The organism is Pectobacterium carotovorum, assembly GCF_033898505.1.
Classification (GTDB): domain Bacteria; phylum Pseudomonadota; class Gammaproteobacteria; order Enterobacterales; family Enterobacteriaceae; genus Pectobacterium; species Pectobacterium carotovorum_J.
Window position 1 is genome coordinate 742,215 of sequence record NZ_JAXAFK010000001.1, and the last position, 23,018, is coordinate 765,232.

Annotated in this window: 17 protein-coding genes; 11 read left to right on the plus strand and 6 right to left on the minus strand. The window is 52.1% G+C overall.

Annotation, left to right across the window (positions count from 1 at the left end; genetic code table 11):
* Positions 1-126 precede the first annotated feature (126 nt).
* Positions 127-942: a lipoprotein NlpA gene (gene nlpA / locus R9X49_RS03190; RefSeq protein WP_319847184.1), complete on the plus strand. Its 816-nt coding sequence runs from the start codon at positions 127-129 to the stop codon at positions 940-942.
* Between the two features lie 224 nt (positions 943-1,166).
* Positions 1,167-2,111 (plus strand): pectate lyase, encoded by a 945-nt coding sequence (locus tag R9X49_RS03195; RefSeq protein WP_319847185.1) that lies wholly within the window; start codon positions 1,167-1,169, stop codon positions 2,109-2,111.
* 164 nt (positions 2,112-2,275) lie between these two features.
* Here the strand turns inward: R9X49_RS03195 and R9X49_RS03200 are convergent, their stop codons facing one another.
* A complete protein-coding gene (locus R9X49_RS03200) occupies positions 2,276-2,992 on the minus strand; it encodes an aspartate/glutamate racemase family protein (RefSeq protein WP_319847186.1) in 717 nt (238 codons plus the stop codon).
* A gap of 239 nt (positions 2,993-3,231) precedes the next feature.
* Here R9X49_RS03200 and hypT point away from each other — a divergent pair, with 239 nt between their 5' ends.
* Positions 3,232-4,131, plus strand: coding sequence for a hypochlorite stress DNA-binding transcriptional regulator HypT (hypT, locus tag R9X49_RS03205; protein ID WP_319847187.1), 900 nt, complete (start codon positions 3,232-3,234; stop codon positions 4,129-4,131).
* 86 nt (positions 4,132-4,217) lie between these two features.
* Here the strand turns inward: hypT and R9X49_RS03210 are convergent, their stop codons facing one another.
* From R9X49_RS03210 to fdhF, 4 genes are all read right to left on the minus strand, one after another.
* A complete protein-coding gene (locus R9X49_RS03210) occupies positions 4,218-5,525 on the minus strand; it encodes a dicarboxylate/amino acid:cation symporter (protein WP_319847188.1) in 1,308 nt (435 codons plus the stop codon).
* Between the two features lie 660 nt (positions 5,526-6,185).
* Complete coding sequence (locus R9X49_RS03215; protein WP_319847189.1) at positions 6,186-7,079, minus strand: GntR family transcriptional regulator; 894 nt, start codon at positions 7,077-7,079, stop codon at positions 6,186-6,188.
* Positions 7,080-7,165: 86 nt separating this feature from the next.
* Positions 7,166-8,479, minus strand: coding sequence for a CitMHS family transporter (locus tag R9X49_RS03220; protein ID WP_263059238.1), 1,314 nt, complete (start codon positions 8,477-8,479; stop codon positions 7,166-7,168).
* A gap of 708 nt (positions 8,480-9,187) precedes the next feature.
* Positions 9,188-11,338, minus strand: coding sequence for a formate dehydrogenase subunit alpha (gene fdhF, locus R9X49_RS03225; protein WP_319847190.1), 2,151 nt, complete (start codon positions 11,336-11,338; stop codon positions 9,188-9,190).
* Positions 11,339-11,873: 535 nt separating this feature from the next.
* On the opposite strand from fdhF, the gene R9X49_RS03230 reads away from it, so the two are divergent.
* From R9X49_RS03230 to R9X49_RS03265, 8 genes are all read left to right on the plus strand, one after another.
* Positions 11,874-13,553, plus strand: a complete 1,680-nt coding sequence (locus R9X49_RS03230; RefSeq protein ID WP_319847191.1) for a methyl-accepting chemotaxis protein — start codon at positions 11,874-11,876, stop codon at positions 13,551-13,553.
* A 561-nt stretch (positions 13,554-14,114) separates the two neighbouring features.
* Positions 14,115-16,019 carry an FTR1 family protein gene (locus tag R9X49_RS03235; RefSeq protein ID WP_319848569.1) on the plus strand — a complete coding sequence of 635 codons (1,905 nt, stop codon included), beginning with the start codon at positions 14,115-14,117 and terminating at the stop codon, positions 16,017-16,019.
* Positions 16,020-16,139: 120 nt separating this feature from the next.
* Positions 16,140-16,667 carry an iron transporter gene (locus R9X49_RS03240; RefSeq protein ID WP_319847192.1) on the plus strand — a complete coding sequence of 176 codons (528 nt, stop codon included), beginning with the start codon at positions 16,140-16,142 and terminating at the stop codon, positions 16,665-16,667.
* Positions 16,668-16,940: 273 nt separating this feature from the next.
* A complete protein-coding gene (locus tag R9X49_RS03245; protein ID WP_319847193.1) occupies positions 16,941-18,338 on the plus strand; it encodes a Fe-S-containing protein in 1,398 nt (465 codons plus the stop codon).
* A 2-nt stretch (positions 18,339-18,340) separates the two neighbouring features.
* The gene (locus R9X49_RS03250) at positions 18,341-19,630 is read left to right on the plus strand and encodes an ABC transporter permease (RefSeq protein ID WP_319847194.1); all 1,290 of its coding nucleotides are present in this window, start codon (positions 18,341-18,343) and stop codon (positions 19,628-19,630) included.
* Entirely contained in the window at positions 19,620-20,759 is a 1,140-nt protein-coding gene (locus tag R9X49_RS03255) for an ABC transporter permease (protein ID WP_039506740.1), read from the plus strand. Before R9X49_RS03250 ends, R9X49_RS03255 begins: the two co-directional genes overlap by 11 nt.
* A 4-nt stretch (positions 20,760-20,763) precedes the next feature.
* The gene (locus tag R9X49_RS03260; RefSeq protein WP_319847195.1) at positions 20,764-21,480 is read left to right on the plus strand and encodes an ABC transporter ATP-binding protein; all 717 of its coding nucleotides are present in this window, start codon (positions 20,764-20,766) and stop codon (positions 21,478-21,480) included.
* Complete coding sequence (locus tag R9X49_RS03265) at positions 21,467-21,964, plus strand: TlpA disulfide reductase family protein (RefSeq protein ID WP_319847196.1); 498 nt, start codon at positions 21,467-21,469, stop codon at positions 21,962-21,964. The genes R9X49_RS03260 and R9X49_RS03265 overlap by 14 nt, the downstream gene beginning before the upstream one ends.
* Before the next feature lie 31 nt (positions 21,965-21,995).
* Here the strand turns inward: R9X49_RS03265 and R9X49_RS03270 are convergent, their stop codons facing one another.
* On the minus strand, positions 21,996-22,973 hold the full coding sequence (locus R9X49_RS03270) for a DMT family transporter (RefSeq protein ID WP_319847197.1): 978 nt from the start codon (positions 22,971-22,973) through the stop codon (positions 21,996-21,998).
* Between the last annotated feature and the right edge of the window lie 45 nt (positions 22,974-23,018).

A 23,018-nucleotide genomic window follows, 5' to 3' on the forward strand; every position in this document is an offset into this window, starting at 1 on the left:
AGCATGGTGAAAAGCATATTGATAGAACGCGGAGTTATTTGACTCGCTTAATCGAGGGACATACTGTTTTTTTCTTTAAATCAATATATTGAGAAATCAATGTATTTACGATATCAGGGAATCAGAATGATGAAGACATGGCGTGTAGCGCTGGTGGCGGGAATGGTCACGGCGGCGATGGCGTTGACCGCATGCGATAACGCAAGCAATTCTGCCAACCACATTAAAGTCGGTGTGATTAACGGCGCAGAACAGGATGTCGCCGACGTGGCGAAGAAAGTGGCAAAAGAAAAATATGGCCTTGATGTTGAACTGGTCGGGTTTAGCGGTTCGCTATTGCCTAACGAAGCGACGGATAAAAGCGATCTGGACGCAAACGTCTTTCAACATCGCCCCTTTCTGGAACAGCAAAATCGCGAACACGGTTATAAACTGGTGGCGGTAGGAAATACCTTCGTTTTCCCGATGGCGGGTTATTCGAAAAAGATAAAAAATATCAACGATCTGAAAGATGGCGATACTATCGCGATTCCTTTCGATCCGACTAATCTGGGGCGAGCGCTGTTATTACTGGAAAAAACCGGATTAATTACCCTGAAACCTGATACGGGTTTATTGCCGACGGTGCTGGATATTACGACCAACACGCACAACCTGCGTATTATGGAAGTAGAAGGGGCACAGCTGCCACGTTTATTAGACGACCCGAAAGTAACGGTGGCGATCATTAGCACCACCTATATTCAACAAACGGGCTTAACGCCAACGAAAGACGGTATTTTTATTGAGGATAAGGAATCTCCGTATGTGAATATCATTGTGACCCGTGAGGATAATAAGGAGGCGGAGAACGTGAAGAAATTTATTCAAGCCTACCAGTCCGATGAGGTTGAACAGGCTGCTAACCGTATTTTTAATGGCGGTGCAGTAAAAGGATGGTAGCGATAATAATTTAATGGCTATGATGCAGTCACCTTTATTAATAAGGTGGCTGCGAATTAATTAAATAAGAAACTATTCGCAAGGTTCTTTTTTTATTAAACTCGATTAATAAGCATAATAAATTCTCTTATATACACTCTGTAATTGTCGAAGGCGTGTTATTTATTTTGTTAATTAACACCTCAAATGACATTACTATTCACTAATTGTAAAAAGGAAAATTTATGGCTTATCCAACAACGAATCTTACTGGGATTATTGGTTTTGCAAAAGCAGCAAATGTTACCGGAGGAACAGGCGGTAAAGTTGTTACGGTAAATTCTCTGGCCGATTTTAAATCAGCCGTCAGCGGTTCCACAAAAACGATTGTGGTGCTGGGTGCATCGCTGAAAACATCTGCGTTGACCAAAGTGGTATTTGGCAGCAATAAAACCATCGTCGGTTCTTTCGGTGGCGCTAATGTACTGACCAATATCCACCTGCGTGCTGAGAGCAATTCATCTAACGTCATTTTCCAGAATCTGGTTTTTAAACATGATGTTGCCATCAAAGATAATGACGATATCCAGCTGTATTTGAACTACGGTAAGGGATATTGGGTGGATCACTGTTCATGGCCTGGGCATACGTGGAGCGATAACGATGGTAGCCTCGATAAACTGATTTATATCGGCGAGAAGGCGGATTACATCACGATCAGTAACTGCTTATTCTCAAACCATAAATATGGTTGCATCTTCGGTCATCCGGCTGATGACAATAATAGCGCCTACAATGGCTATCCACGTTTGACTATTTGTCATAACTATTACGAAAATATTCAGGTGCGTGCGCCCGGCCTGATGCGTTATGGTTATTTCCACGTCTTCAACAACTACGTCAATAAATTCAACCTGGCCTTTACGGTCGCGCAGAATGCCAATGTTATCTCTGAACGCAACGTATTCGGTACCGGTGCGGAAAAGAAAGGGATGGTTGACGATAAAGGCAATGGTTCAACCTTTACGGATAATGGCAGTTCACCGGCTGCCGTGGCGAGTAAATCGCCTGCGGCTAAATGGACGGCGTCATCTAACTATTCATACAGTCTGATGACCACGTCAGCGGCGAAATCCTGGGTGGTTTCTAATTCGGGTGCACAAAATAGTGCGTTGAAATTCCCGTCATAATCACGGTGCGTTTATTTATTTGCGTGTCTGTATAGGCTGTATTGTGAATTGATACTCATTAAATAGTGAGTATATAACACTATGCCACTCGGCGTGAATGTATTCGCCGAGTGGCATAATTATATTGTATTAAATAGTGTAATGTTGAAAAACGTAAAATTGAATCAGGCGGCGATATCGTTTCTCGGACTGTGAGTAAAATACCACTCGACCGTTTTCTTAATTAACTCTTCCGTCGCATCGACATAATGCTGTGGTGACGTTCTGACTTCCTGCTCCAGAATCAAGGGAAGCTCGGTACAACCCAGAATAATTTTCTCAACGCCAGCCTGCAACAGACGATCTTTAACAGGTGACAGCATGCTATAGGCGCCGGCGATATCACCGGATTTATACGCGTAGATGCTTTCCATTACCTGGTGTTGGTCTGCATCATCCGGCGTATAGCACTCAATATTATCGGTAATCAGGTTATCCTGATAAATTCTCGCTTTGACCGTCGCTGTCGTCGCTAACAGGCCGACGCGTGTGGTGTTGGCATTCTTAATCGCCTGGCAGGTCACATCAATAATGCTGATCATTTCCGCACGGCACTGCTGTTTTAATTCATTAAACCAATAGTGCGCGGTATTACACGGGATAATGATGCATTCAGCGCCTGCATTTTCGAGAATTTTCATATATTGCAGCATTTTTTCCAGCGGTGAGGCGCTGTGTTGGAGAATGCATTGTGTTCTGTCAGGGATATCAGGAATAGACACCGCAATCATGGGGATATGGTCTTGATCCCGATACGCTGGCGTGTTTTTGATCAGTTTTTGCATCGCATCGACGGTAGCACCCGGCCCCATACCGCCAAGAATTCCCACGAGACTGTTCATGCTGTTAACCCTGTAGCATTATGAAATTAAAAGGATAATCGCACACTGGCGGGCAATGTGAATTGCTAAATTCCCATTTGCTATGTGTGATTTGCATAACTATTGGCATCCCTATGCTTTTATTGGTTTTAACGGTGTATAGTGGGAAGTATCTTTATTGGCGATGTAGGTCGTTGGCAGATATAGAACGTTGGCATAGGGAACGAAAATATGACGCTGCGCGTTTTGAGTGAGGGGTGATGCTGAACAATATCGAAACCAAGTGGCTCTATGATTTTATCGTGCTGGAAGAGCACCGGAGTTTTACGCTGGCGGCCGAGAAGCGAAATATCTCTCAATCCTCATTTAGCCGGCGTATTCAGGCATTGGAAGCGGCAGTTGGGTTTGACATTTTTGACCGTAGCGCGCTGCCGCTGCAGCTCACCGAACAGGGCCGCGTGTTCCACGCCTATATCCGTAATACGCTGGACGATTTGGAATACCAGCTCAACAAGCTGCACGGCGGGGATAACTACAAAAACAAGATCACCATTGCGGCGGCGCATTCGCTGTCGGTCTTCATCATGCCGGAGCTGTTAAAAGACGTGCCGGATCCGCAGGAAAAAATCTTCTATGTAGAGTCGATCGATGTCGATGAAGCGGTGCTGAATCTCAAAGAAGGGCGCAGCGACTTCATTTTCTCATTCTACAATGAGGATCTGATGGGGGAGCCCTTTATGCACGAGAAGATACTGGAATCCCGGCTTTATCCGGTCTGCGCGTGTGATAGCGCAGGGAAGCCACTGTTTGATGTAAGCGCCTCATCGGTGCCGTTACTCAACTATACCGAGGCGAGCTACATGGGGCGTCAGGTCAGCCGTTACTTATCCAGCGTTGAGAGTGATAAGTTTACGGTCAACTTCGTCTCTTCGATGAGCGACTTGCTCAAACGCATGACGAAGAAAGGTTATGGTATTGCCTGGCTGCCGGACTATTCCATTCAGGAAGAGCTGAAAAACAAAGAGCTGACGATCCTGAGCATGGAAAATGCGGTGATCCGCATGGGGGTTTATCTGTATCGCCTTGATGCACGGCTGAATGTGGCTTCTGAGAAATTCTGGCGCTACATGAAAGGGCTGTCATCATCATCTGGACTATAAACGTCGTCACAGCGTTGGCAGTGCAACGAGAGATAAAAAAATAGCGGCCCGCAGGCCGCTATGATCACATATTCACTTACCCAGCATTAGCTATTTTGCGTGGCCTGCTGAGGTTCCTGATAGGCGACGATTTCGTCGGTAGCCTCTTCCTCATCATCATCGTGGATGTCTTTTTCCAGACTGGCCACAACGGCAGTAGAGATACTGTTACCGATGACGTTAGTTGCAGTACGGCCCATATCCAGGAACTGGTCGATACCGATAATCAGCAGGATACCGGCTTCCGGCAGGCTGAACATTGGCAGCGTTGCAGCAACCACCACGATAGAAGCACGCGCTACACCGGCCATCCCTTTACTGGTGATCATCAGCGTCAGCAGAATCAGGATTTGCTGGGTAATGCTCAGATCGATGTTGTAAGCCTGTGCGATAAACAGAATCGCAAAGGACTGGTACATCATGGAACCGTCAAGGTTGAACGAATAACCGAGTGGCAGCACAAAGCTGGTGACTTTTTTCGGCACGCCGAATTTGGTCAGCGCTTCCATGGTTTTCGGGTAAGCAGACTCACTGCTCGCCGTGGCGAAAGCCAGCATGGTCGGTTCACGAATCAGCTTCGCCAGTGTAACGATGGCTTTGCCCAGGAACAGGTAGCCAACCAGGAACAGAACGCCCCACAGTACGGCCAGGCCGAGGTAGAACTCACCGATCAGTTTACCGAAGTCGTAAAGCAGGCCCAGGCCTTGCGTGGTAATCGCGGAAGCGATTGCGGCAAAGACAGCAATAGGAGCCAGCGCCATCACGTAGTCGGTCACACGGAACATCACTTTGGTCAGTTCTTCGATCATGGAAATGATCGTGGTCGCGTGCTTGTTTTTGCCTTTGACATAAGCCAGAGCAGAACCGAAGAACAGTGAGAACACCAGAATTTGCAGAATTTCATTGTTCGCCATCGCTTCTACGATACTTTTCGGGAAGATATGGCTGATGAAGCTCTTAAGCGTAAATCCGTCCGTGTTCAGACCCGTAGCAACCTGTTGTACAGGAATCGGCAGATTCATGCCTGCGCCGGGCTGGAACAGGTTAGCGAAGACCATACCGATGAGCAGAGAGATGAACGATGCGCTGACAAACCAGATCATCGCTTTCATACCGATACGACCAACGGCAGAAGAATTTCCTCCCATGCTTGCCAGACCGGAAACCAGCGTAGCGAAGACCAGTGGCGCGATGATCATTTTAATCAGGCGCAGGAAGATATCGGTAACCATGTTGAAATAGGATGCAACTTCTTTTGCTCGACCGCCATCAAGATATTGATGGCAGGCCCAGCCGATTAATATCCCCAGGACGATAGCCAAGACTATCTGTACAAGTAACTTCTGCCTTTGCATATAAACCTCATGTTGATGAATTGATTCAGACAACACAATATTATTGCCGCGTGATGGCTGATGCTTTCCCTGAATACACCAAGCCCTCACCCGAATCTGTTATTGGGGTGTTGTGTCTGCCCGCCGATATTACAACGATTCTTGCTTTTTACATTTTTTTTCTGCGGATTGTTATGTAATTGTGATCTTTGTCATGCGAAAAATGCATATCCATGTCGCGTGTAATGATAAATGGGGATGTGACACACCGATCGTGTAAAACAAACACTTTCCGTTAATTCATTAATAAACAATGGCTTGTATTGGTTTTTTTGCCGGCGGAGTGGGAGCGTAATGTGTTGAATTAGTGTTGCTAATGATCTGTGGCTATATATCAATAAAACATATGGTGAATTACTTAAAGATTAAGTAAAAATAAAAGAACAATTAACGAAAAGTTTATATACATGCCATTTTATAAAGAAATTAATTTTTTAATTATTAAAATCGTGACTTTTTCTTTGTGATTTAATCTTCATTTTTGTGTTGCTGATTTAAAGTTCAATTATTGCTCTATGTGTTTCTGTTTGTAACTATCTGCGCGTTTAGTGTGTTTAAAATGGTGTTTTCTATTTTTTAAACATATGTTACTGATGATTTGAGACCTCGTTGTTGGTTATTTCAGCGAAAAAGCTCGATGCTGACTTTATCGTGGCAGGCTTTTTCCAGATGTTTTTTCATCCGCTCTGCCGCCGTTTCGCGTTCTCCCCGCTGTAAACAATCAAGAATGTCCAGATGCTCTGTAATCTGTTCCAGCCGTTTGGGATTGAAGGTTGGGCTGCTTTGCCGATATTCCACCAGACGCCGTAATTGATTGACTCGTTGCAGACTATGGTGGGCGAAACGGTTGCCGCTACAGGCGAGTAGCGTCTCATGAAAATGCGTATTGGCATCGAACATTTCATGGGGAGTGAGCGTCAGGTAACCACCATTAAGAATGTCTTCCTGCTGCTTACGGCAGGCGTCCAGCGTGTGCTGATCGATATGAAACTGCGGCGACAGCAGGCTGATCGGCTCGACCAGCAGACGGAAGGTAAAACTTTCCTCATAGGCGGCGACGGAATCGATAATCGGCGTGGTTCGCCAACCCTGGCCGGTGCGAAACTCCAGCCAGCCTTCCTGCTGAATACGCGTCAGAACGTTACGCAGCACGGAACGGGACACCTGACATTCCCGCATCAGATCCACTTCTGAAAACTGCTCCGGCAACCGGCGTGCGAGACGCATATCGACAATCTTCTGGTAGAGCGGGTCTTCGCTGCTGGTGGCTAACTCGGCGACCAGATGACCCAATTCATGGGCCGGACGGTCAAGATAAAACCCACGATTACGGTGGTAATGCAGCATGCCTTTTTCCGTCAGATACAGCAGTGCGGCCTTGACCGGCGTGCGTGAGGCATTCAGCACCTGCGCCAGCGACGATTCGATCAGATGTGCGCCGGGGGGCAGTTGCTCGCGGCGAATATAGGCGACAATCTGCCTGACAATCCTTGTCTGTAGGGGAGTTAAAGCCATCGCTATCCTGCTATGTCATTTAAGGGTGTTACGGGGGACGTTATGTTCTGGTCAGCATGCTCCGGCTGGGCCGGAGCAATCCTGAGTTACTGGTGATAGAACGGAAACGCGCCGAAGACAATACCACCGACCAGCAGCGACAGGCTGACAAAAATCGCCCATTTGATGGCAAAGCGTTGATGATCGCCGATGTCCACTTTTGCCAGACTGACCAGCAGGTAGAGTGACGGCACCAGCGGGCTGAGCAGGTGGAACGGCTGGCCGACAATCGACGCCCGGGCGATCTCCTCTGGGGTGATACCATAGTTGACCGCCGTCTGTGCGATAACCGGTAAGATTCCGAAATAGAATGCATCGTTGGACATCAAAAAAGTAAACGGCAGGCTAATGAGCGCGGTGAATACCGCAAGATACGGGCCGAAGCTCTCTGGTATCACCTGCAGTAGGCTTTTCGCCATAGCATCCACCATCCCCGTACCGGATAAGATCCCGGTAAAAATCCCGGCGGCGAAAATGAGCGATGTTACCGCCAACACGTTAGCCGCGTGTGAGCCGATTCGCGCTTTTTGCTCTTCCAGCTTGGGATAGTTGAGCATGACGGCGATGGCAAAGCCGACCATAAACAGCACCTGAATCGGCAGAATGCCGATCACCAGAAACACCAGAAGCAGGGTGGTCAGGACAAAGTTAGGCCAGAACATCTTAGGGCGGCGATTGGCATCGCTTTCTTCGTCACTACCGTTGCCCAGGTTGATCGAGGCATTCTGGAAGTCGCTGATATCAATGATCCCCAATCGTTTACGTTCCTGTAGCCCCAGAAACACGGCCACGCCGACCAGCGTTAGGCTGGCTAGAATAATTGCAGGGAGCATGGGGAGGAAAACGTCCAGCGCATCAACGCGCAATGCAGCGGCGGCGCGCGCCGTAGGGCCGCCCCAAGGGGAAAGATTCATCACGCCGCTGGCGATGTTCACCAGACAGGTCAATCCGAGCACGCTCATACCCAACCGCTGATAGAGCGGCAGGAATGCGGCAATCGCGATCATGTAGGTTGTTGTGCTGTCGCCATCCAGCGCCACCATCAAGGTTAATACGGCGGTGCCGACCAACACTTTCAGCGGATCGCCCTTAACCAGACGGAGAATGAAACGCACCAGCGGATCGAACAGCCCCGCGTCGATCATGATGCCGAAGTAAAGAATAGAGAACGTCAGCATAACGCCCGTTGGCGCCAGCGTTTTGATGCCGTCCAGCATCATTGCCCCCAGCCCCTGATAAAAACCTGCCGCCAGCGCAAACAGTGTAGGGACAAGAATCAGCGCGATAAGCGCAGACATTCGTTTGGTCATGATCAGGTACATAAAGCAGATGACCATAGAGAAACCGAGAATAGTGAGCACAGTGAATCTCCTGTTTTTTATTATTTTCCGAGTAGCTTACTGCCTTTCTCTTCGGCAAATTTAGGGTGCCAAAAGCCGTGCGGTTTTTGCATAACCGCATATCGAAAGGGATAGGAACGGGTTATTTCCCAGTGTCAGAGACGTTCAGAGGAAATACGGATAAAAGGAGGGAATTAGCTTCCGGGGTCGATACGAATAATAAACGACAGGTAATGATGGCGAGACAAGGTAACGGTAATCGGCAACATAATCGACCTCGATGCGAGCGGTAATAATATTCCTTTTATCCCCATCAGCTGATATCTAACCGATTGTTTGGCATGACGTTAAGCGGCGAATTGCCACGGCTGGTAGGAGGCTCTTTTTGTTAAAAACAAATTAAATCATTGTAAAATGAAACGCAAATTGCGCTAAATTGGAATAAAAAACAATTGAACGGAGAGAGGGACTGCGATGACTAACATAATTTTAAAAGATAAACAGCGGTGTGAAAATTTAATGGCTGCGTAGAAATTTATTATCGATTAACGGAAATTCATCCGCGTTCATTAATAAATCTTTACAAGATGAGGTGAGGAATAAAAGTATTATCGGAAAGATTAGTTAAACGTTGTCTAAACCAGCGTGTATTTTCTGGACGACATGTATTCCTAAGCCGCCACGGCTTGTACTCAATGGCTTGGATTCGTGGCGGCTTAGGCAAGAGGATTAGCTAACGTTTTCTGCGGTAGTACGCAGCCGGTCTTTCAACTGGCTGTATTCCTGCTGTACATAGTTCTCCGCCGCTTGCTGATCGTCAATCGCCTCCAGCTTAACGGCGCAGTGTTTATATTCCGGCGTCTTAGATACCGGATCGAGATGATCCAACGTCAGCTCATTGCAGGCACCGATCCACCACTGGTAAGTCATGTAGACGGCACCTTTATTGATGCGCTCGCTGACGGCCACGCGAGAGATAACCTTACCGCGTCGCGACGAGATCCAGGCTAGTTGCTGATCGCGGATGCCTAAACGTTCGGCGTCATATGGACTAACCTGCACGTAGCCGGGCTCATCCGCCAGTGTTTGTAATGCTGTACAGTTGCCTGTCATGGAACGGCAGGAGTAGTGGCCGACTTCGCGCACGGTGCACAAGACCAGCGGATAATCCTCATCCACCAGCTCCATTGGCGGTCGCCATTCGGCCGTCATGAGCAGACCTTTCCCGCCGGGACGATCGAAGTGATTACCCGCATACAGCCACGGTGTTCCGGGGCTGTCTTCCGTCGGGCACGGCCAGGGCACATAGCCCAGCCCCGCCATTTTCTCGTAGGTCGCGCCGTAATACAGCGGGCAGAGTGCTCGCAGTTCGTCCCAGATCTCCTGCGTGTTGCGATAGTGCATTGGATACCCGAGCGCTGTTGCCATCAGGCTGATGATTTCCCAGTCGGGTTTCACATCGCCCTGTGGTTCCACCGCTTTATAAAAGCGCTGGAATCCCCGGTCGGCCGCGGTATACACCCCTTCGTGTTCGCCCCAGGACGTTGCAGGTAAAATCACATCGGCAATTGCGGCGGTCTTGGTCATGAAGATGTCCTGCACGATCAGCAATTCCAGCTCGTTGAAGGCATCACGCAGCATCGACAGGTCCGGCTCGGTTTGCAGCGGATCTTCGCCCATCACATAGTTGGCCTTGATTTTCCCTTCTTGTATTTTGTGTGGGAGATCGGTCAGCGAGTAGCCCACTTTGTCAGAGAGTGCAGGCACGCCCCAGGCATCGGCAAATTTCGCCAGCACTGCCTTATCCGTGACGTTTTGATAACCGGGGAACATATTGGGCAGCGCACCCATATCGCAGGCACCCTGCACATTGTTTTGCCCCCGCACTGGTCCGACGCCGACGTTCGGACGCCCCAGATTGCCGGTCAGCAGCGCCAGACCGGACAGCCCTTTGACTACATCCACGCCTTGCCCCCATTGCGTCACGCCCATTCCCCATAGAATGGTGGCGGACGGCGCGGCGGCATAGATCCGCATCGCGTCTCGAATCAATTTCGGCGACAGGCCGGTGATGTCGGCAACATATTCCGGCGTATATTTCGCGACAGTTTGGCTGAATTCCTCGAAGCCTTCGGTATGGCGGGCAACGTAAGCCTTATCGTAGTGGCCTTCGTTAATCAGTACGTTGGCGAACGCGTTGACCAGCGCCATATTGGAGCCATTTTTCAACGGCAGCCACAGATCGGCGATACGGGCGGTTTCAATATGGCGTGGATCGCACACGATGATTTTTGCCCCGCGCGCTTTGGCTTTCAGGATCCGACGCGCCACGATAGGGTGTGAGTCGGCGGCGTTGTAGCCGAAAATCAGGATGCAGTCGGTCTTTTCAATTTCACAGATGGAATTACTCATTGCGCCGTTGCCCAGTGTCACCTGTAGCCCGGCGACCGAAGGGCCGTGGCAGAGTCGGGCGCAGCAGTCGACGTTATTATTCCCGGTGACTGCCCGGGCGAATTTCTGCATCACGTAATTGGTTTCATTACCGGGGCCGCGTGACGAGCCAGTGTGCATAATCGACTCGGCGCCGTACTTCTCTTTAATGGCCTTCAGTCGAGAGCTGGCAAAATCGATAGCCTCATCCCAGGACACCGCTTCAAAGGGCGCGCCTTTCTGACGACGGATTAGCGGCTGTTTTAAACGCGGCGTCAGAATTTTTGTGTCATTAAGAAAATCCCAGCCGTAATAGCCTTTCAGGCACAGTTCACCTTCGTTGGTGACGCCGTTTGCCCCTTCTGCACCAACCACTTTGCCGTTCTCTACCAGCAGGTTAATTTTGCAGCCCGACCCGCAATACGGGCAGACGGTAAGCACTTTCTGCATGATTATTCTCCAAAGTCGAGTCTTGGATCGTAAGAACTGCATTCTTATCGCTGGCTGTTGATGCAGTCATCTAACTTTCGATAATCACCGATAAAGAAAATTAATTTACTGATCGTGGTCATGCTCAGGGCGATGACAAATCGGCCTAACGCGTTGAGCGCGGCGACCTTTTTTCATAGGGCATTCGTCTGGAAAATAACGTGACAGCGTATTCCTCCTCTTTATCCGTTAATGCCTATACTGTTTTTGACGATATTAACTCTACATGCCACCGATTTGGCTGTGGTAGTGACGCCTATCGGCCGTTTAAAACCATGGAGACGGGTATCTCAAGGAAGATAACGCATTGTGTTCGTGAGTTTTTTAGCGTGACTTCCCATTTGATGGGTAATGAATCAGGGAATTCCAGAACGTCTGTGAGATCGCGTGGGATAAGGGCGCGAGACAACGGACGGCACCGTCATGAGTAAAAAGTAAATACTTTTCCGACAGAGCGTGCGGGCGGGAAATATTTGTTAACGTCGCGGAGTGCATTATGGAATTTCTAAGAAATGTCAGCATAAAAATAATGGTGCTGGTCATAGTGGCTTCCCTGTTAGTGGCGTGGGGAGTGGCATCAGGATTTAGTCTTTACTCACTTTATCAGGTCACCAATCTGCTTGATAAAAGTGAGACTCAGCGAAAAACGTATTCCCATCTGGTCTATGGAGCCGATCAATATTTTCGGGCCGTAACTCGTATGGAAAGAACGATGGACTATTTGCAGCGTAACGAGCCAGAAAACGCCAAACAGACGTTGGATATGGCACAGGTTGCGCTAAAAAATACCAAGGATTCGCTGGAGAAATTCCAGACAGCGGAACACGTCGGCGTTGAGCAGGCGACGGTTGATGCAGTAAACAAAACGTGGAGCACTCTGATTGCTACCGCGATCGATCCGATGAATGCGGCGCTGCAACGTAATGATTACGAAGGGTTTCGGCAGATCTTCCGCTCCGTTTATCCGCCCATTAGCCTGACGTTTGGTGAAGATATCAAACGCTATTCGGATGGCATTACCGCCTCCTCATTAATTCCAAGCGTGAATGAACACAATACCCAAAACCGTAATGCGCTGATTGCCGTGATGGTGATTGGCTTCATCGTGTTGATTTTCACGGAATACTATTTGAGGAACTACTTGGTTATTCCGATTTCAGTGCTTAAATCCCATCTGGCTCAGCTGACGGCGGGCCGCTTAGGCTGTGAACTGGCGGAGTTTGGCAGGAACTGTGCGGGACGACTGATCCCCGACATCAAGCGGTTACAGAAAAGTTTGCGCGATACGGTGACCGTCATCCGGCAGAGTACGACGGAAATTAACAACGGGACGTCGAGTATTAAGGATGGCAACGATAATCTTTCCAGTCGCACGGAGCAGCAGGCCGCGGCACTACAGCAGACGGCTGCCAGTATGGAAGAGATTAGCTCCACGGTACGGCAAACTACCGATCATGTGCATCAGGTGCGTCAGCTGGCGAAGGATGCGGCGGATATGGCGCAAAAAGGCGGGAATATCAGCACCAATGTGATGACGACGATGGATGGCATTAGTGCCAGTTCCCGACAAATTTCCGATATCACTTCGGTCATTAACAGCATCGCGTTCCAGACCAACATTCTGGCGCTGAATGCGGCGGTTGAAGCCGCGCGTGCGGGGGAGCAAGGGCGAGGATTTGCGGTCGTGGCCGGCGAGGTTCGTACACTGGCGCAGCGCAGTGCGCAGGCGGCGAAGGAAATTGAGGCGCTGATTGCCGAATCGGTTTCGCGAGTTGCAACCGGGGCAGGACAGGTTCGACAGTCCGGTGAAGCGATGACGGCAATTATTGCCTCCATTTCGCATGTGAACGACCTGATTGGTGAAATCGCGGCGGCAACGGATGAACAAACGCGCGGTATTACGCAGATTAGCCAGGCGGTGCACGAAATGGACAGCGTCACGCAGCAGAATGCGTCGTTGGTGATGCAGTCGGCAGAAGCGGCTGCCCGCCTGGATGAACAAACCAGCGAGCTGTCCGCTGTGGTGGATGTATTCGATCTGGATTCCGATTGCGATCCGGCAACATCTTTCTCCCGTCCGGCGGTCGCTGCCCCTGTTCATCGCGCTGTTGGGCAGAGCACCACGCCGCTGTTGTCGGCACAGGGCCGCAACGGCGAAGGGTGGGAAAAATTCTGATCCATTGCGGGTTTAAACGCGTGACAGAACCTGACCGTGCGGGCAAACGCTGAAGACGAGGTAAGCCATGAGGCTGGCGACGACAGGGCGGAAAGGAGTCCGTCGGGTTCTGTTAGTCTCTGATTATTGTCTGAATACCACTGTGACTTAATGCGAGTGGCCGTTGCCCCAACGTCGTGGTGAAACGCGTTAACGGTGATGCGTGTAATGCCTTGGATTACAGAGGAAAAAGGGTATTTTTCTCTGTAAATCTGACTGTGGTAGTGTAAAGAAATGCTATCTTGAGACGAGGGTCTCCAGCGTAAAAGTGGTTTTCGTTAATTCGTGGCATATTTATTGCTTTATTTTTGTGGGCGAATTTTGCCGTTTTTGCGATCAAAAAACCGTATTTTTCTGGGGTTATGAGAAAAAAGTGGTTTTTTTTGAGCGATAAGTAATTTTGAAATCATTTGTTACACACTAAAGTCTTTATTGCTTATATTTTCGTGACGTAAATCAAGACAGATGGCGGCTTCAAAGTGATAATAAGAATAAATATCATTTGTGCTTCATTACACGCTTATGTCTATCTGGCAAAAAACGCTTCTGTTGCTGTGTTGGCTGTTGAGTTGTTCAGTGGCAGTTGCCGCGACCGATTACGCTTCATTCATTCAGGATATCGAAACCCGGCTGGATAAAACGGCTCAGCTCTATGAGCAGAAAAAGCCGGATGATGCCCGCACCGAAGTTCAGATGGCCTATTTCGAGGTGTTTGAAAACCTTGAAGGCCCTATCCGCATCAACATTTCCGCGCAAAAAAGCTATCAGCTAGAGGCCACGTTCGGTGAAATTCGCCGCATGATTGGCGAAGGAAAGCCGCAGGCCGAGGTACTGGAAAAAATTTCATGGCTGAAGGGCGAACTGGATGCCGTTCTGCCCGTGCTCTCAGAAGGCCACAAGCTGGTTGCACAGGAGCAGCACGGTGCTTATGACAACACTGATATCGCACCGTACTGGCAGCAGAGTTTTAAAATCATCGATGACCAGCTCGCGCTGGCCGTGACGGAATATCAGGCCGGTGATTACAAAAAGGCCAGTCAGAGCGTACAGCAGGCTCACTATCAGGGGTTTAAAAACTCTGAAATGGAGATGTCGGTCAGGCAGAATCGCTCGGCGCAGCAGGCCGCTTCCATTAATCAACAATTCTCCGCCCTGATTACGTTAGCTGGCCAGCCCGACCAACTGACAGACGTCGCCTATCGGGTGACCACGCTGTTACAGGACATCGAGGATGTCTTACCGGGATTGCCGACAACGCGCGACAGCCAGCAGGCGACGGCAACACCTGCCGCGAGTGCCGATACGGGTGCCGTGCCGGACGCAAACTGGGCGAAAGTCGCCGACGATATTAATCAGGCCATTGCTGCCGCGATTGCGCAGTACCGTCAGGGTCAGGTCAAACCTGCCATCATGGCGGTGCAGGACACCTATTTCGATCTGTTTGAAGCCACTGGCATGGAGAACAAAATTGGTTCTCGTGATGCGGCGTTCAAATCTACGCTGGAAGGCTATTTCACTCGTCTGGTGAGCCTGATGAATGCCAAACAGCCTGCGGAACAGCTGCAAGGGCAGGCCGAGGCGTTACAGCAGGAACTGGCGAAGGCGGTCACCATGCTGGGAGACGGCGGTGAAACGCACTGGAGTCTGTTGATCTACAGCCTGCTGATTATTGTGCGCGAAGGTTTGGAAGCCTTGCTGATTGTGGCGGCGATCGTGGCCTATCTGGTGAAAAACAACCAGCAGGACAAGCTGCCGCTGATTCGCCAGTCGGTTTACGTCGCGCTGCTGTGTAGCGTGATTACCGCTGTCATCTTCCAGCTCTTGTTCACCAATTCCGGTGCCAGCCGTGAGTTGCTGGAAGGCATTACGATGCTGATCGCCGTGGTGATGCTGTTCTTCATGAGCTACTGGCTGTTGTCCAAAGTAGAGGCACGACACTGGAAGGCCTATCTGGAAGGCAAGCTGTCCCATTCGCTGAGCAGCGGTTCCATGATTGGCCTGTGGCTGACCAGCTTTCTGGCGGTGTACCGCGAAGGCGCGGAAACGGTGCTGTTCTATTACGCTCTGGTCGGTGATGCCAGCAACATGGCGGGTCACCTCTCCATTCTGGCCGGATTTGCCATTGGCTGTGTGATTTTGCTCATCGCTTATCTCGTGATGCGCTACACCATTGTCAAACTGCCGCTTAAGCCGTTCTTCATGTTTACCGGCTGCTTTATGTACCTGATGGCGTTTGTGTTTGCGGGTAAGGGCGTGTTGGAACTGATCGAAGGCAAACTGTTTGAGCCGACGCTGCTGACTGGCGTACCGGAAATCAGCGGGTTGGGTATTTATCCTTATGTGGAAACGCTGATTCCACAAGGCGTGCTGGTTGTCGCGGCGTTCATTGCCCTGTGGGTGATGCGGCGCAGGGCGTCTGCCGTCTGAGAAAGAAAGCATTCGACGTTAATTTAATACTGAAAGCAATAAGAGCAGCAAATAACCATAACAACCCCAATCGCTTAGCGGATTAAGCGAAGAGGGACGACTGAGATGAGGATGGGTTTGATGAATATGCAAAAAAGTCTGATCGCGGGTGCCGTTATTGCCGGTATTTTCACCGCGCCTGTCGCGCTGGCGTTTAAAGAGTATCCAGCGGGTGAGCCGGTTTCCATGAACGAAATGGAGATCGCTGCCGTTTATCTGCAGCCTATCGACATGGAACCCCGTGGAATGGGTCTGCCTGCTGCGAAAGCTGATATCCACCTGGAAGCCGATATTCATGCTGCTGAAGGTAACAAAAATGGTTTCGGCGCCGGTGAGTGGATGCCGTTCCTGACCATTGCTTACACCCTGACTAACACCGATACCGGTGCGAAGCAGGAAGGCACTTTCATGCCAATGGTTGCCAGCGATGGCCCGCACTACGGCGCGAACATCAAAATGATGGGCGTGGGTAACTATAAAGTGACGTACCACATCGAACCGCCATCAAAAGCCGGTATGCACCGTCACACCGATGGTGAAACGGGTGTAGGCCGCTGGTGGAAACCGTTTGATGTCAGCTTTGACTTCAAATACGTCGGCTTAGAATAAGATCTTCTGTCCGCGATGTTCTGTCGCGGTCATATTCACGCTTCTGCGGGTACGCTATCGCTGCCCGCAGAGGTGGTGATTTTTCGGTCAGAGTACTGATGCCACCCGGCATCACGCTCAGCTAATGCACTTCTGGTCAGTGATTCGGGCGACTGACAAATCTGCCAGAGGCAGATTTGAACGCTGCTTGCAGCGGCCCCAAGGGGGCGAGGCACACGTGAGTGCGCCGAGTAGCGCAGCCAACGCACATGCAACTTGAAGTATGAAGAGTATATGAGTTATTTCTTTATCACGACCCTCCAATCCTTCCTGCCGATCGCGCTATTGCTGGGGTTGAACTGGAGCCATCGTTCTACGCCGACAATCAGGCCGCTGGGTTGGATCACGCTGCTGGCGCTGTTCGCCGGTACGTTTATTGGCGTGCATTTTCCTAACGGACAGGCGTTTCTGCTGGGCTTTACGGCGCTTCAGGCGCTTGCCTTGATCCTGTTTCTGGTCTGTCAGTATTTTTCCCACCCGCGTCTTGGCTACCTGTGGCAGGCGCTGCTGGTGGCGGGAGCGGCGGTGCATTGGGGCAGCGATCCTAATCTGACCGCGCTGACGACCACCCATGTGGTGAATACCGATCTGCTGCTGAATTTTAGCGCCGTGGTGCTGGCGTTTGGCTGGCTGCTGTTCTGTGCCGCGCTGTGCGGCATGATCGTGCGCCGCATTCGCTTACTGCGCTGGCCGCTTCTTGCGCTGTTGGTCGCACTTCTGCTGCTGCCTATAAGCGGCAACCTACTGCTGCTGTTGATGAAATTACAGGTGCTGGGGCTGACCAAGCCGCGTCTGAGTTACGTGGCGCACGTCACCAACAGCGCGCATTTATTGAATTACCTCAGTGCATTATTTATGACGGCGCTGGCCGTGGGGCTGGCTTGGCCGCTGCTGCATGCGCGTCGCCAGATGCTGGCTGAGCATGAAGCGATTGAAAAGCGTAAAGCGACGGCAGGCTATCGCACGGTGCGCCGTACGCTGCTGGCGACAGTCACGGCGCTGCTAGTGGTGGTGTTGGCCCAGCTCTATTGGGACAAGGTCGCGTCACAGCCGCCTCGTCTGTCGGAAGCACAGCCAGTGACGCTGGCGGCCGATGGCAAAGTGCATATTCCGATTGAGCAGGTGCGTGATGGCAAGTTGCACCGTTTTGTGTGGATTGCCGATGACGGCAAGGCCGTGCGCTTTTTCATTATTAACCGCTATCCCGATCGCCTGCGTCTGGGTGTGGTGTTTGATGCCTGCCTGCTGTGCGGCGATCAGGGCTACGTGATGGAAGGCAATCAGGTGATTTGCGTCGCCTGCGGCGTGCATATCTTCATTCCTTCTATCGGAAAAGCGGGCGGCTGTAATCCGGTGCCGATTGAAGGGTGGAGCAACGACGATAATGAACTGGTGATTGGACGAGCATCACTGGCGGCAGGCACTAACTACTTCTCGACGGTGGTATCGATGGAAGTCATCGACCCGGTTGATGGTTCCAAACTGACCAACGTGAATGCGGAACATAAATATCGCTACGGCGGTAAAACGTACTTCTTCTCGTCGGAGGCCAACTATAACCGCTTCCGCGAAAGTCCCGCGAAATTTGCCACTGCCAAAGCGGCGGCTGGCGAGCAGGCTGAGGGGGAATAATCATGCTGTGGCGACTGTTACGTCAGTCCTGGCGCAGAAATATTCGGCGTAAATCGCTGGCGGTGCTGACCGTGTTTTTGGCGGCGGGGTTGATCTCCGCGCTGCTGGCGGTGTCCATCGACATCGGCGACAAAATGGCGCGCGAGCTGAAGTCCTACGGGGCGAATATTCTGATTGAGCCAGCAGGGCAAGCGGCGCTGCCTGCGCTGTTTGGCGAACGCAGTAATCCGCTGGAAGGGCAGGATTTCCTCGATGAAGCCGAGTTGCCGAACATCAAAGATATCTTCTGGCGCAATAACATTGTCGGCTTTGCGCCGCTATTAAGCGGTGATGTTGAGATCAATGGACAGCCGGTTGCCGTGCTGGGCACCTTCTTTTCTCAGCCTGTCGCCGTGCCGGATGAAGAAGACTATCGCACGGGACAAATGACCGTTAGCCCTTACTGGCAGGTGGCGGGGCAGTGGCCGCAGGAACCGGTGGCGGCAGAACATGTGGCGCAGGCGCTGGTGGGAAAACAGCTGGCGGCGCAAACGGGCTGGAAAGTCGGGGATAAACTCGCGCTGCACGGCCCGAAAGGGGAGGCAACGGTAGAAGTGAGCGGCATTCTGAGCAGCGGTAGTGATGAAGAAAGCCGTCTGGTCATGCCGCTGGCAACGGTGCAATCGCTGCTGGGGCTGGCCGGTAAAATTCAGGCGATTCGCGTATCGGCGCTAACCGTGCCGGAAAACGAACTGTCGCGGCGGGCGCGGGAAAATCTGGAAGCGCTGAATGCCGAAGAGTATGACCTCTGGTACTGCACCGCGTATGTCTCTTCGATTGCACACCAGTTGGAAGAAGCCATTTCTGGCTCGGTGGTGCGTCCTATCTGGCAGGTAGCCGCCTCGGAAGGCGTGGTGATCGACAAGATCCAACTGCTTCTGGCGGTGGTGACGTTTGCCGCGCTGGTCGCTTCTGCGATGGGAATCGCCTCGCTGATGACCAGCACGATTATGGAACGTGCCAAAGAGATCGGGCTGATGAAAGCGCTGGGGGCCCGCCAGTGGCAGATTATGCTGCTGTTTTATCTCGAAGCGGCGCTGAGTGGGCTGGCGGGTGGGATCGCGGGCTGTGTCGCGGGCTGGGGGCTGGCGAAAGCCATTGGCCTGATGCTGTTCGGCGTACCGTTGAGCTTCGCGTGGATCGTGATTCCCTGCGTACTGGTGATCTCGGTGTTGATTGCCATCATCGGAACGTGGTTCCCGGCGCGTCGGATTGCCGGACTGTATCCGGTGGAGGTGCTGTATGGGCGCTAATGGCTGGATGAACAGCATGTTCTGGCGACTGGTGTTCCGTGCGCTACGGCTGCGTATGCAGCGCGTCAGCGTGGTGTTCGCGGCGCTGATGGTCGGGGCGGCGATTGTGACGGCGATGTCCGCCGTCTATTTTGATATCAACGCCAAGATGAGTCAGGAACTGCGCACCTTCGGCGCGAATTTTTATATTGGCCCGGCGCGGGGCAATACGATTCCACAGAGTACGTTTCAGCCGATTATCGACAATGCACCAGCTGGGTTAATCAATGCATCCAGCCCTTATCTGTACGGCATGGCACGTACGGAGCTGGAAAAAGTGGTGCTGATGGGCGTGTGGTTCGAGTCGTTGCGGCAGCTGGCGCCGTACTGGCAGGTCACGGGTAACTGGATTGGCGTGAGCTTCGATGACCGTAACGCGATGATCGGAGTGAAGCTGGCGGAGCGACTGAACGTCAAAGTTGGCGACAGTATCACGCTGGTGGGTGACGGCGGGAAGCAGCGCTTGCAGATTAAAGGCATCGTGGAATCCGGCGATGCGACGGACAACATGCTGATCGTCAATCTGGAGTTGGCGCAGAAGTGGCTGGATAAAGAAGGCGCGATCAGTAATGCGCTGCTGAGCGTCAGCAACGATCTGGGACAGGTTGATCGCTTCGCCGCCCAACTCCAGCAGCAGTATCCGCAGTTGGAGATCCGTCCGATCCTGAAAGTGTCGGCGTCGGAAGGTCAGGTGCTGAATAAAATCAAAGGGCTGATGGGGCTGGTATCGGCGGTGATCCTTGTGCTGTCTTCGCTGTGTGTAAACACCACGTTGATGGCAATTGTCGGGGAACGCGCGCGCGAATTTGCGCTACAGAAAGCGCTGGGCGCGAGCGGGCGAGACATCATTCGGCAGATGCTGGCGGAAACCGGCATCATCGCGCTGGCGGCCGTGGTGTGCGGTTCGCTGCTAGGCTATTTGCTGGCTCAGGTGCTGGGGATGGCCGTCTTCAACGCAACAATTTCGCTGCGTTTACCGGTATTCCCGCTCACGTTGGGGCTATCCTTGCTGGTTGCTGCGGTCGCGGCGGTGGTTCCTACCCGGCGGGCGATTTATGTTGAACCGGCCAAAGTCTTGAAAGGAGAGTAGGTCGATGTCTGTAGAGGTGAACGTGCAGGAAAGGGCACAGGCCGCGGAGGCGGTGATTGAAACTCGCCAGCTCTATAAACGCTTTGGTCAGGTTACCGCGCTGGAGAACATCAATATTCGCATCGCGCGCGGCGAGTTTGTCGCCATCATGGGCGCGTCCGGTTCGGGTAAAACCACGCTGATGAATATTCTCACCTGTCTGGATACGGTGAGCGAAGGGCAGGTACTGCTGGATGGCGTCGATGCGGCCGCGCTGGATGAGGAAGGGCGGCGTCAGTTTCGTGCCGATAAGATTGGGTTGGTCTTTCAGCAGTTCCACCTGATTCCGTTTTTGACCGCGCTGGAGAACGTGATGCTGGCGCAGCATTACCACAGCGTGGTGGATGAAGCGGCAGCGCAGCGCGTGCTGGAGCAGGTTGGTCTGGTGCATCGCGTGAATCATTTACCGAGCCAGCTTTCCGGCGGTGAACAGCAGCGTGTGTGTATTGCCCGTGCGTTGGTGAATGAACCTCCCGTGATTTTCGCCGATGAACCGACGGGAAATCTGGATGAAGAGAACGAACGGCGGGTGCTGGATCTGCTGCAAGATCTGCATCGGCAGGGGCGCACTATCGTGATGGTGACGCACAATCCTGAGCTGGGGCGGTTTGCTGACCGTATTATCCGCCTGCAACACGGCAAGTATTTTGGTGAAGAGGTGAATCATCATGAAATGGCGTAACGGGATTACCGCACTCTGTCTGCTGGGCGTAATAGCGCTGAGCGGCTGTAAGGAAGAACAGGTTAGCGTTGGGGCGCAGGCACCAGCGCTGGCGGCTTACGATCTAGCTGGCCAACAGGTGGATCTGTCGCGCTGGCAGGGGAAAAGCGTGTACCTGAATTTCTGGTCATCGGGCTGTGGCGGTTGCATGGTGGAAATGGGCGCGCTGGAGAAGCTGAGCCAGGAGTATGGCGATAAAGTCGTGGTGGTTGCGGTTAATACCGATCCTGACGGCGTGGATATCACCTCGATGCTGGCGCACCACAAGGTGACCTATCCGGTGGTGCGTGACCAGTTGGGCATCACCAAAGAGCGCTATCAGGTCAGCGGCACGCCAACCTCATTCATTATTGATGCCAACGGCAAGGTGACCGACCAGCATCAGGGCGCGCGCGATGAAGCGCAACTGACCGCACTGTTTCAAAAGCTGGCAAGCCGGACATAAAGACCGGCTTGTCTTATTTCCTCACCCGCTTTCACTCAGTCCGTGAAATCGGCACCTGAACTTCCACAATCACAGGTTCCGGTTTCACCCGCATCGCGTAGATTACGCCGATAATCAGGCAGGTGATGCCGCAGAGCGTCAGCAGCGGCGGCCAGGACTGCCGGATAAGGAAGGCATAGGCCAGTCCCGCCAGCGTTTCAAACACAATCAGCGGCCCTACCAGCACCGTCGGCAGGCGCTGGCTGGCTTCATTCCAGCACAGCGTGCCGATCCATGAGCAAAACAACCCAATCGCAATCATCAGTGGAATGAAAACCTCGGGTCGTGGGCCGAACGGCTGCGTAAAGGTACTGTCCGTTAGCGCCAAATGACCGCACACCAGCATATAGCCCAATAGCGCCAGCGGTAGCGTCACCAGCCCCTGCGCCGTGGCCCAGGTGGTCGGCGTATTGCCTTTGTGGTCGCGTAGCCAGCGGGCGTTGCGCAGCGGATACCAGGTCCAGCAAACCACAGCGAGAAATGCCATCGCAATCCCGCTGGCGTAACGCCATAAATCGAATTCGACGGAGGTTCCTTTCAGCTCCGCAATATTGACGCAAACCAACCCCGCCGCAATCAGCAGCAGCGAGGGCAGCAGTCGACGCCACGCCACGCGGCCATCGTGCTTGCTGTACAGCACATTGGCGGTGACGGAAATTACAACGGGCAGGGTGCCGATAATCATCGTCGAGATTGGCGCGCCCGTACGTTGGATGGCGCTGGCGAGCAGGAAGTAGTACAGCAGGTTGCCGATAATCGTGAGCTTCGTGGCTTCCAGCCAGTCGCGGCGGGTTAACTGGCGCAGACGACGGCGATCGAGCCACGCCAGCGGTAAGGCAATCAGTCCAAAAGCCAGATAGCGTCCGGTGGACTGCAAGGCAGCAGAGTAGTCCGGTACGATCAACGGTCCAACGAAAATTAGCCCCCACATGAGCCCGGCGGCAAGCGCAAATAAAACACCTATCAGCATAATAAACCCGTTTGTTCACAATAGTGCATCGCGCCAGTCTAGGGA

Excerpts from the sequence above, each read along its gene's own strand:
- nlpA (WP_319847184.1), top strand. The coding sequence starts at position 127 with ATGATGAAGACATGGCGTGTAGCGCTGGTGGCGGGAATGGTCACGGCG.
- R9X49_RS03195 (WP_319847185.1), top strand. The coding sequence starts at position 1,167 with ATGGCTTATCCAACAACGAATCTTACTGGGATTATTGGTTTTGCAAAA.
- R9X49_RS03200 (WP_319847186.1), bottom strand. The coding sequence starts at position 2,992 with ATGAACAGTCTCGTGGGAATTCTTGGCGGTATGGGGCCGGGTGCTACC.
- hypT (WP_319847187.1), top strand. The coding sequence starts at position 3,232 with ATGCTGAACAATATCGAAACCAAGTGGCTCTATGATTTTATCGTGCTG.
- R9X49_RS03210 (WP_319847188.1), bottom strand. The coding sequence starts at position 5,525 with ATGCAAAGGCAGAAGTTACTTGTACAGATAGTCTTGGCTATCGTCCTG.
- R9X49_RS03215 (WP_319847189.1), bottom strand. The coding sequence starts at position 7,079 with ATGGCTTTAACTCCCCTACAGACAAGGATTGTCAGGCAGATTGTCGCC.
- fdhF (WP_319847190.1), bottom strand. The coding sequence starts at position 11,338 with ATGCAGAAAGTGCTTACCGTCTGCCCGTATTGCGGGTCGGGCTGCAAA.
- R9X49_RS03230 (WP_319847191.1), top strand. The coding sequence starts at position 11,874 with ATGGAATTTCTAAGAAATGTCAGCATAAAAATAATGGTGCTGGTCATA.
- R9X49_RS03235 (WP_319848569.1), top strand. The coding sequence starts at position 14,115 with ATGTCTATCTGGCAAAAAACGCTTCTGTTGCTGTGTTGGCTGTTGAGT.
- R9X49_RS03240 (WP_319847192.1), top strand. The coding sequence starts at position 16,140 with ATGAATATGCAAAAAAGTCTGATCGCGGGTGCCGTTATTGCCGGTATT.
- R9X49_RS03245 (WP_319847193.1), top strand. The coding sequence starts at position 16,941 with ATGAGTTATTTCTTTATCACGACCCTCCAATCCTTCCTGCCGATCGCG.
- R9X49_RS03250 (WP_319847194.1), top strand. The coding sequence starts at position 18,341 with ATGCTGTGGCGACTGTTACGTCAGTCCTGGCGCAGAAATATTCGGCGT.
- R9X49_RS03255 (WP_039506740.1), top strand. The coding sequence starts at position 19,620 with ATGGGCGCTAATGGCTGGATGAACAGCATGTTCTGGCGACTGGTGTTC.
- R9X49_RS03260 (WP_319847195.1), top strand. The coding sequence starts at position 20,764 with ATGTCTGTAGAGGTGAACGTGCAGGAAAGGGCACAGGCCGCGGAGGCG.
- R9X49_RS03265 (WP_319847196.1), top strand. The coding sequence starts at position 21,467 with ATGAAATGGCGTAACGGGATTACCGCACTCTGTCTGCTGGGCGTAATA.
- R9X49_RS03270 (WP_319847197.1), bottom strand. The coding sequence starts at position 22,973 with ATGCTGATAGGTGTTTTATTTGCGCTTGCCGCCGGGCTCATGTGGGGG.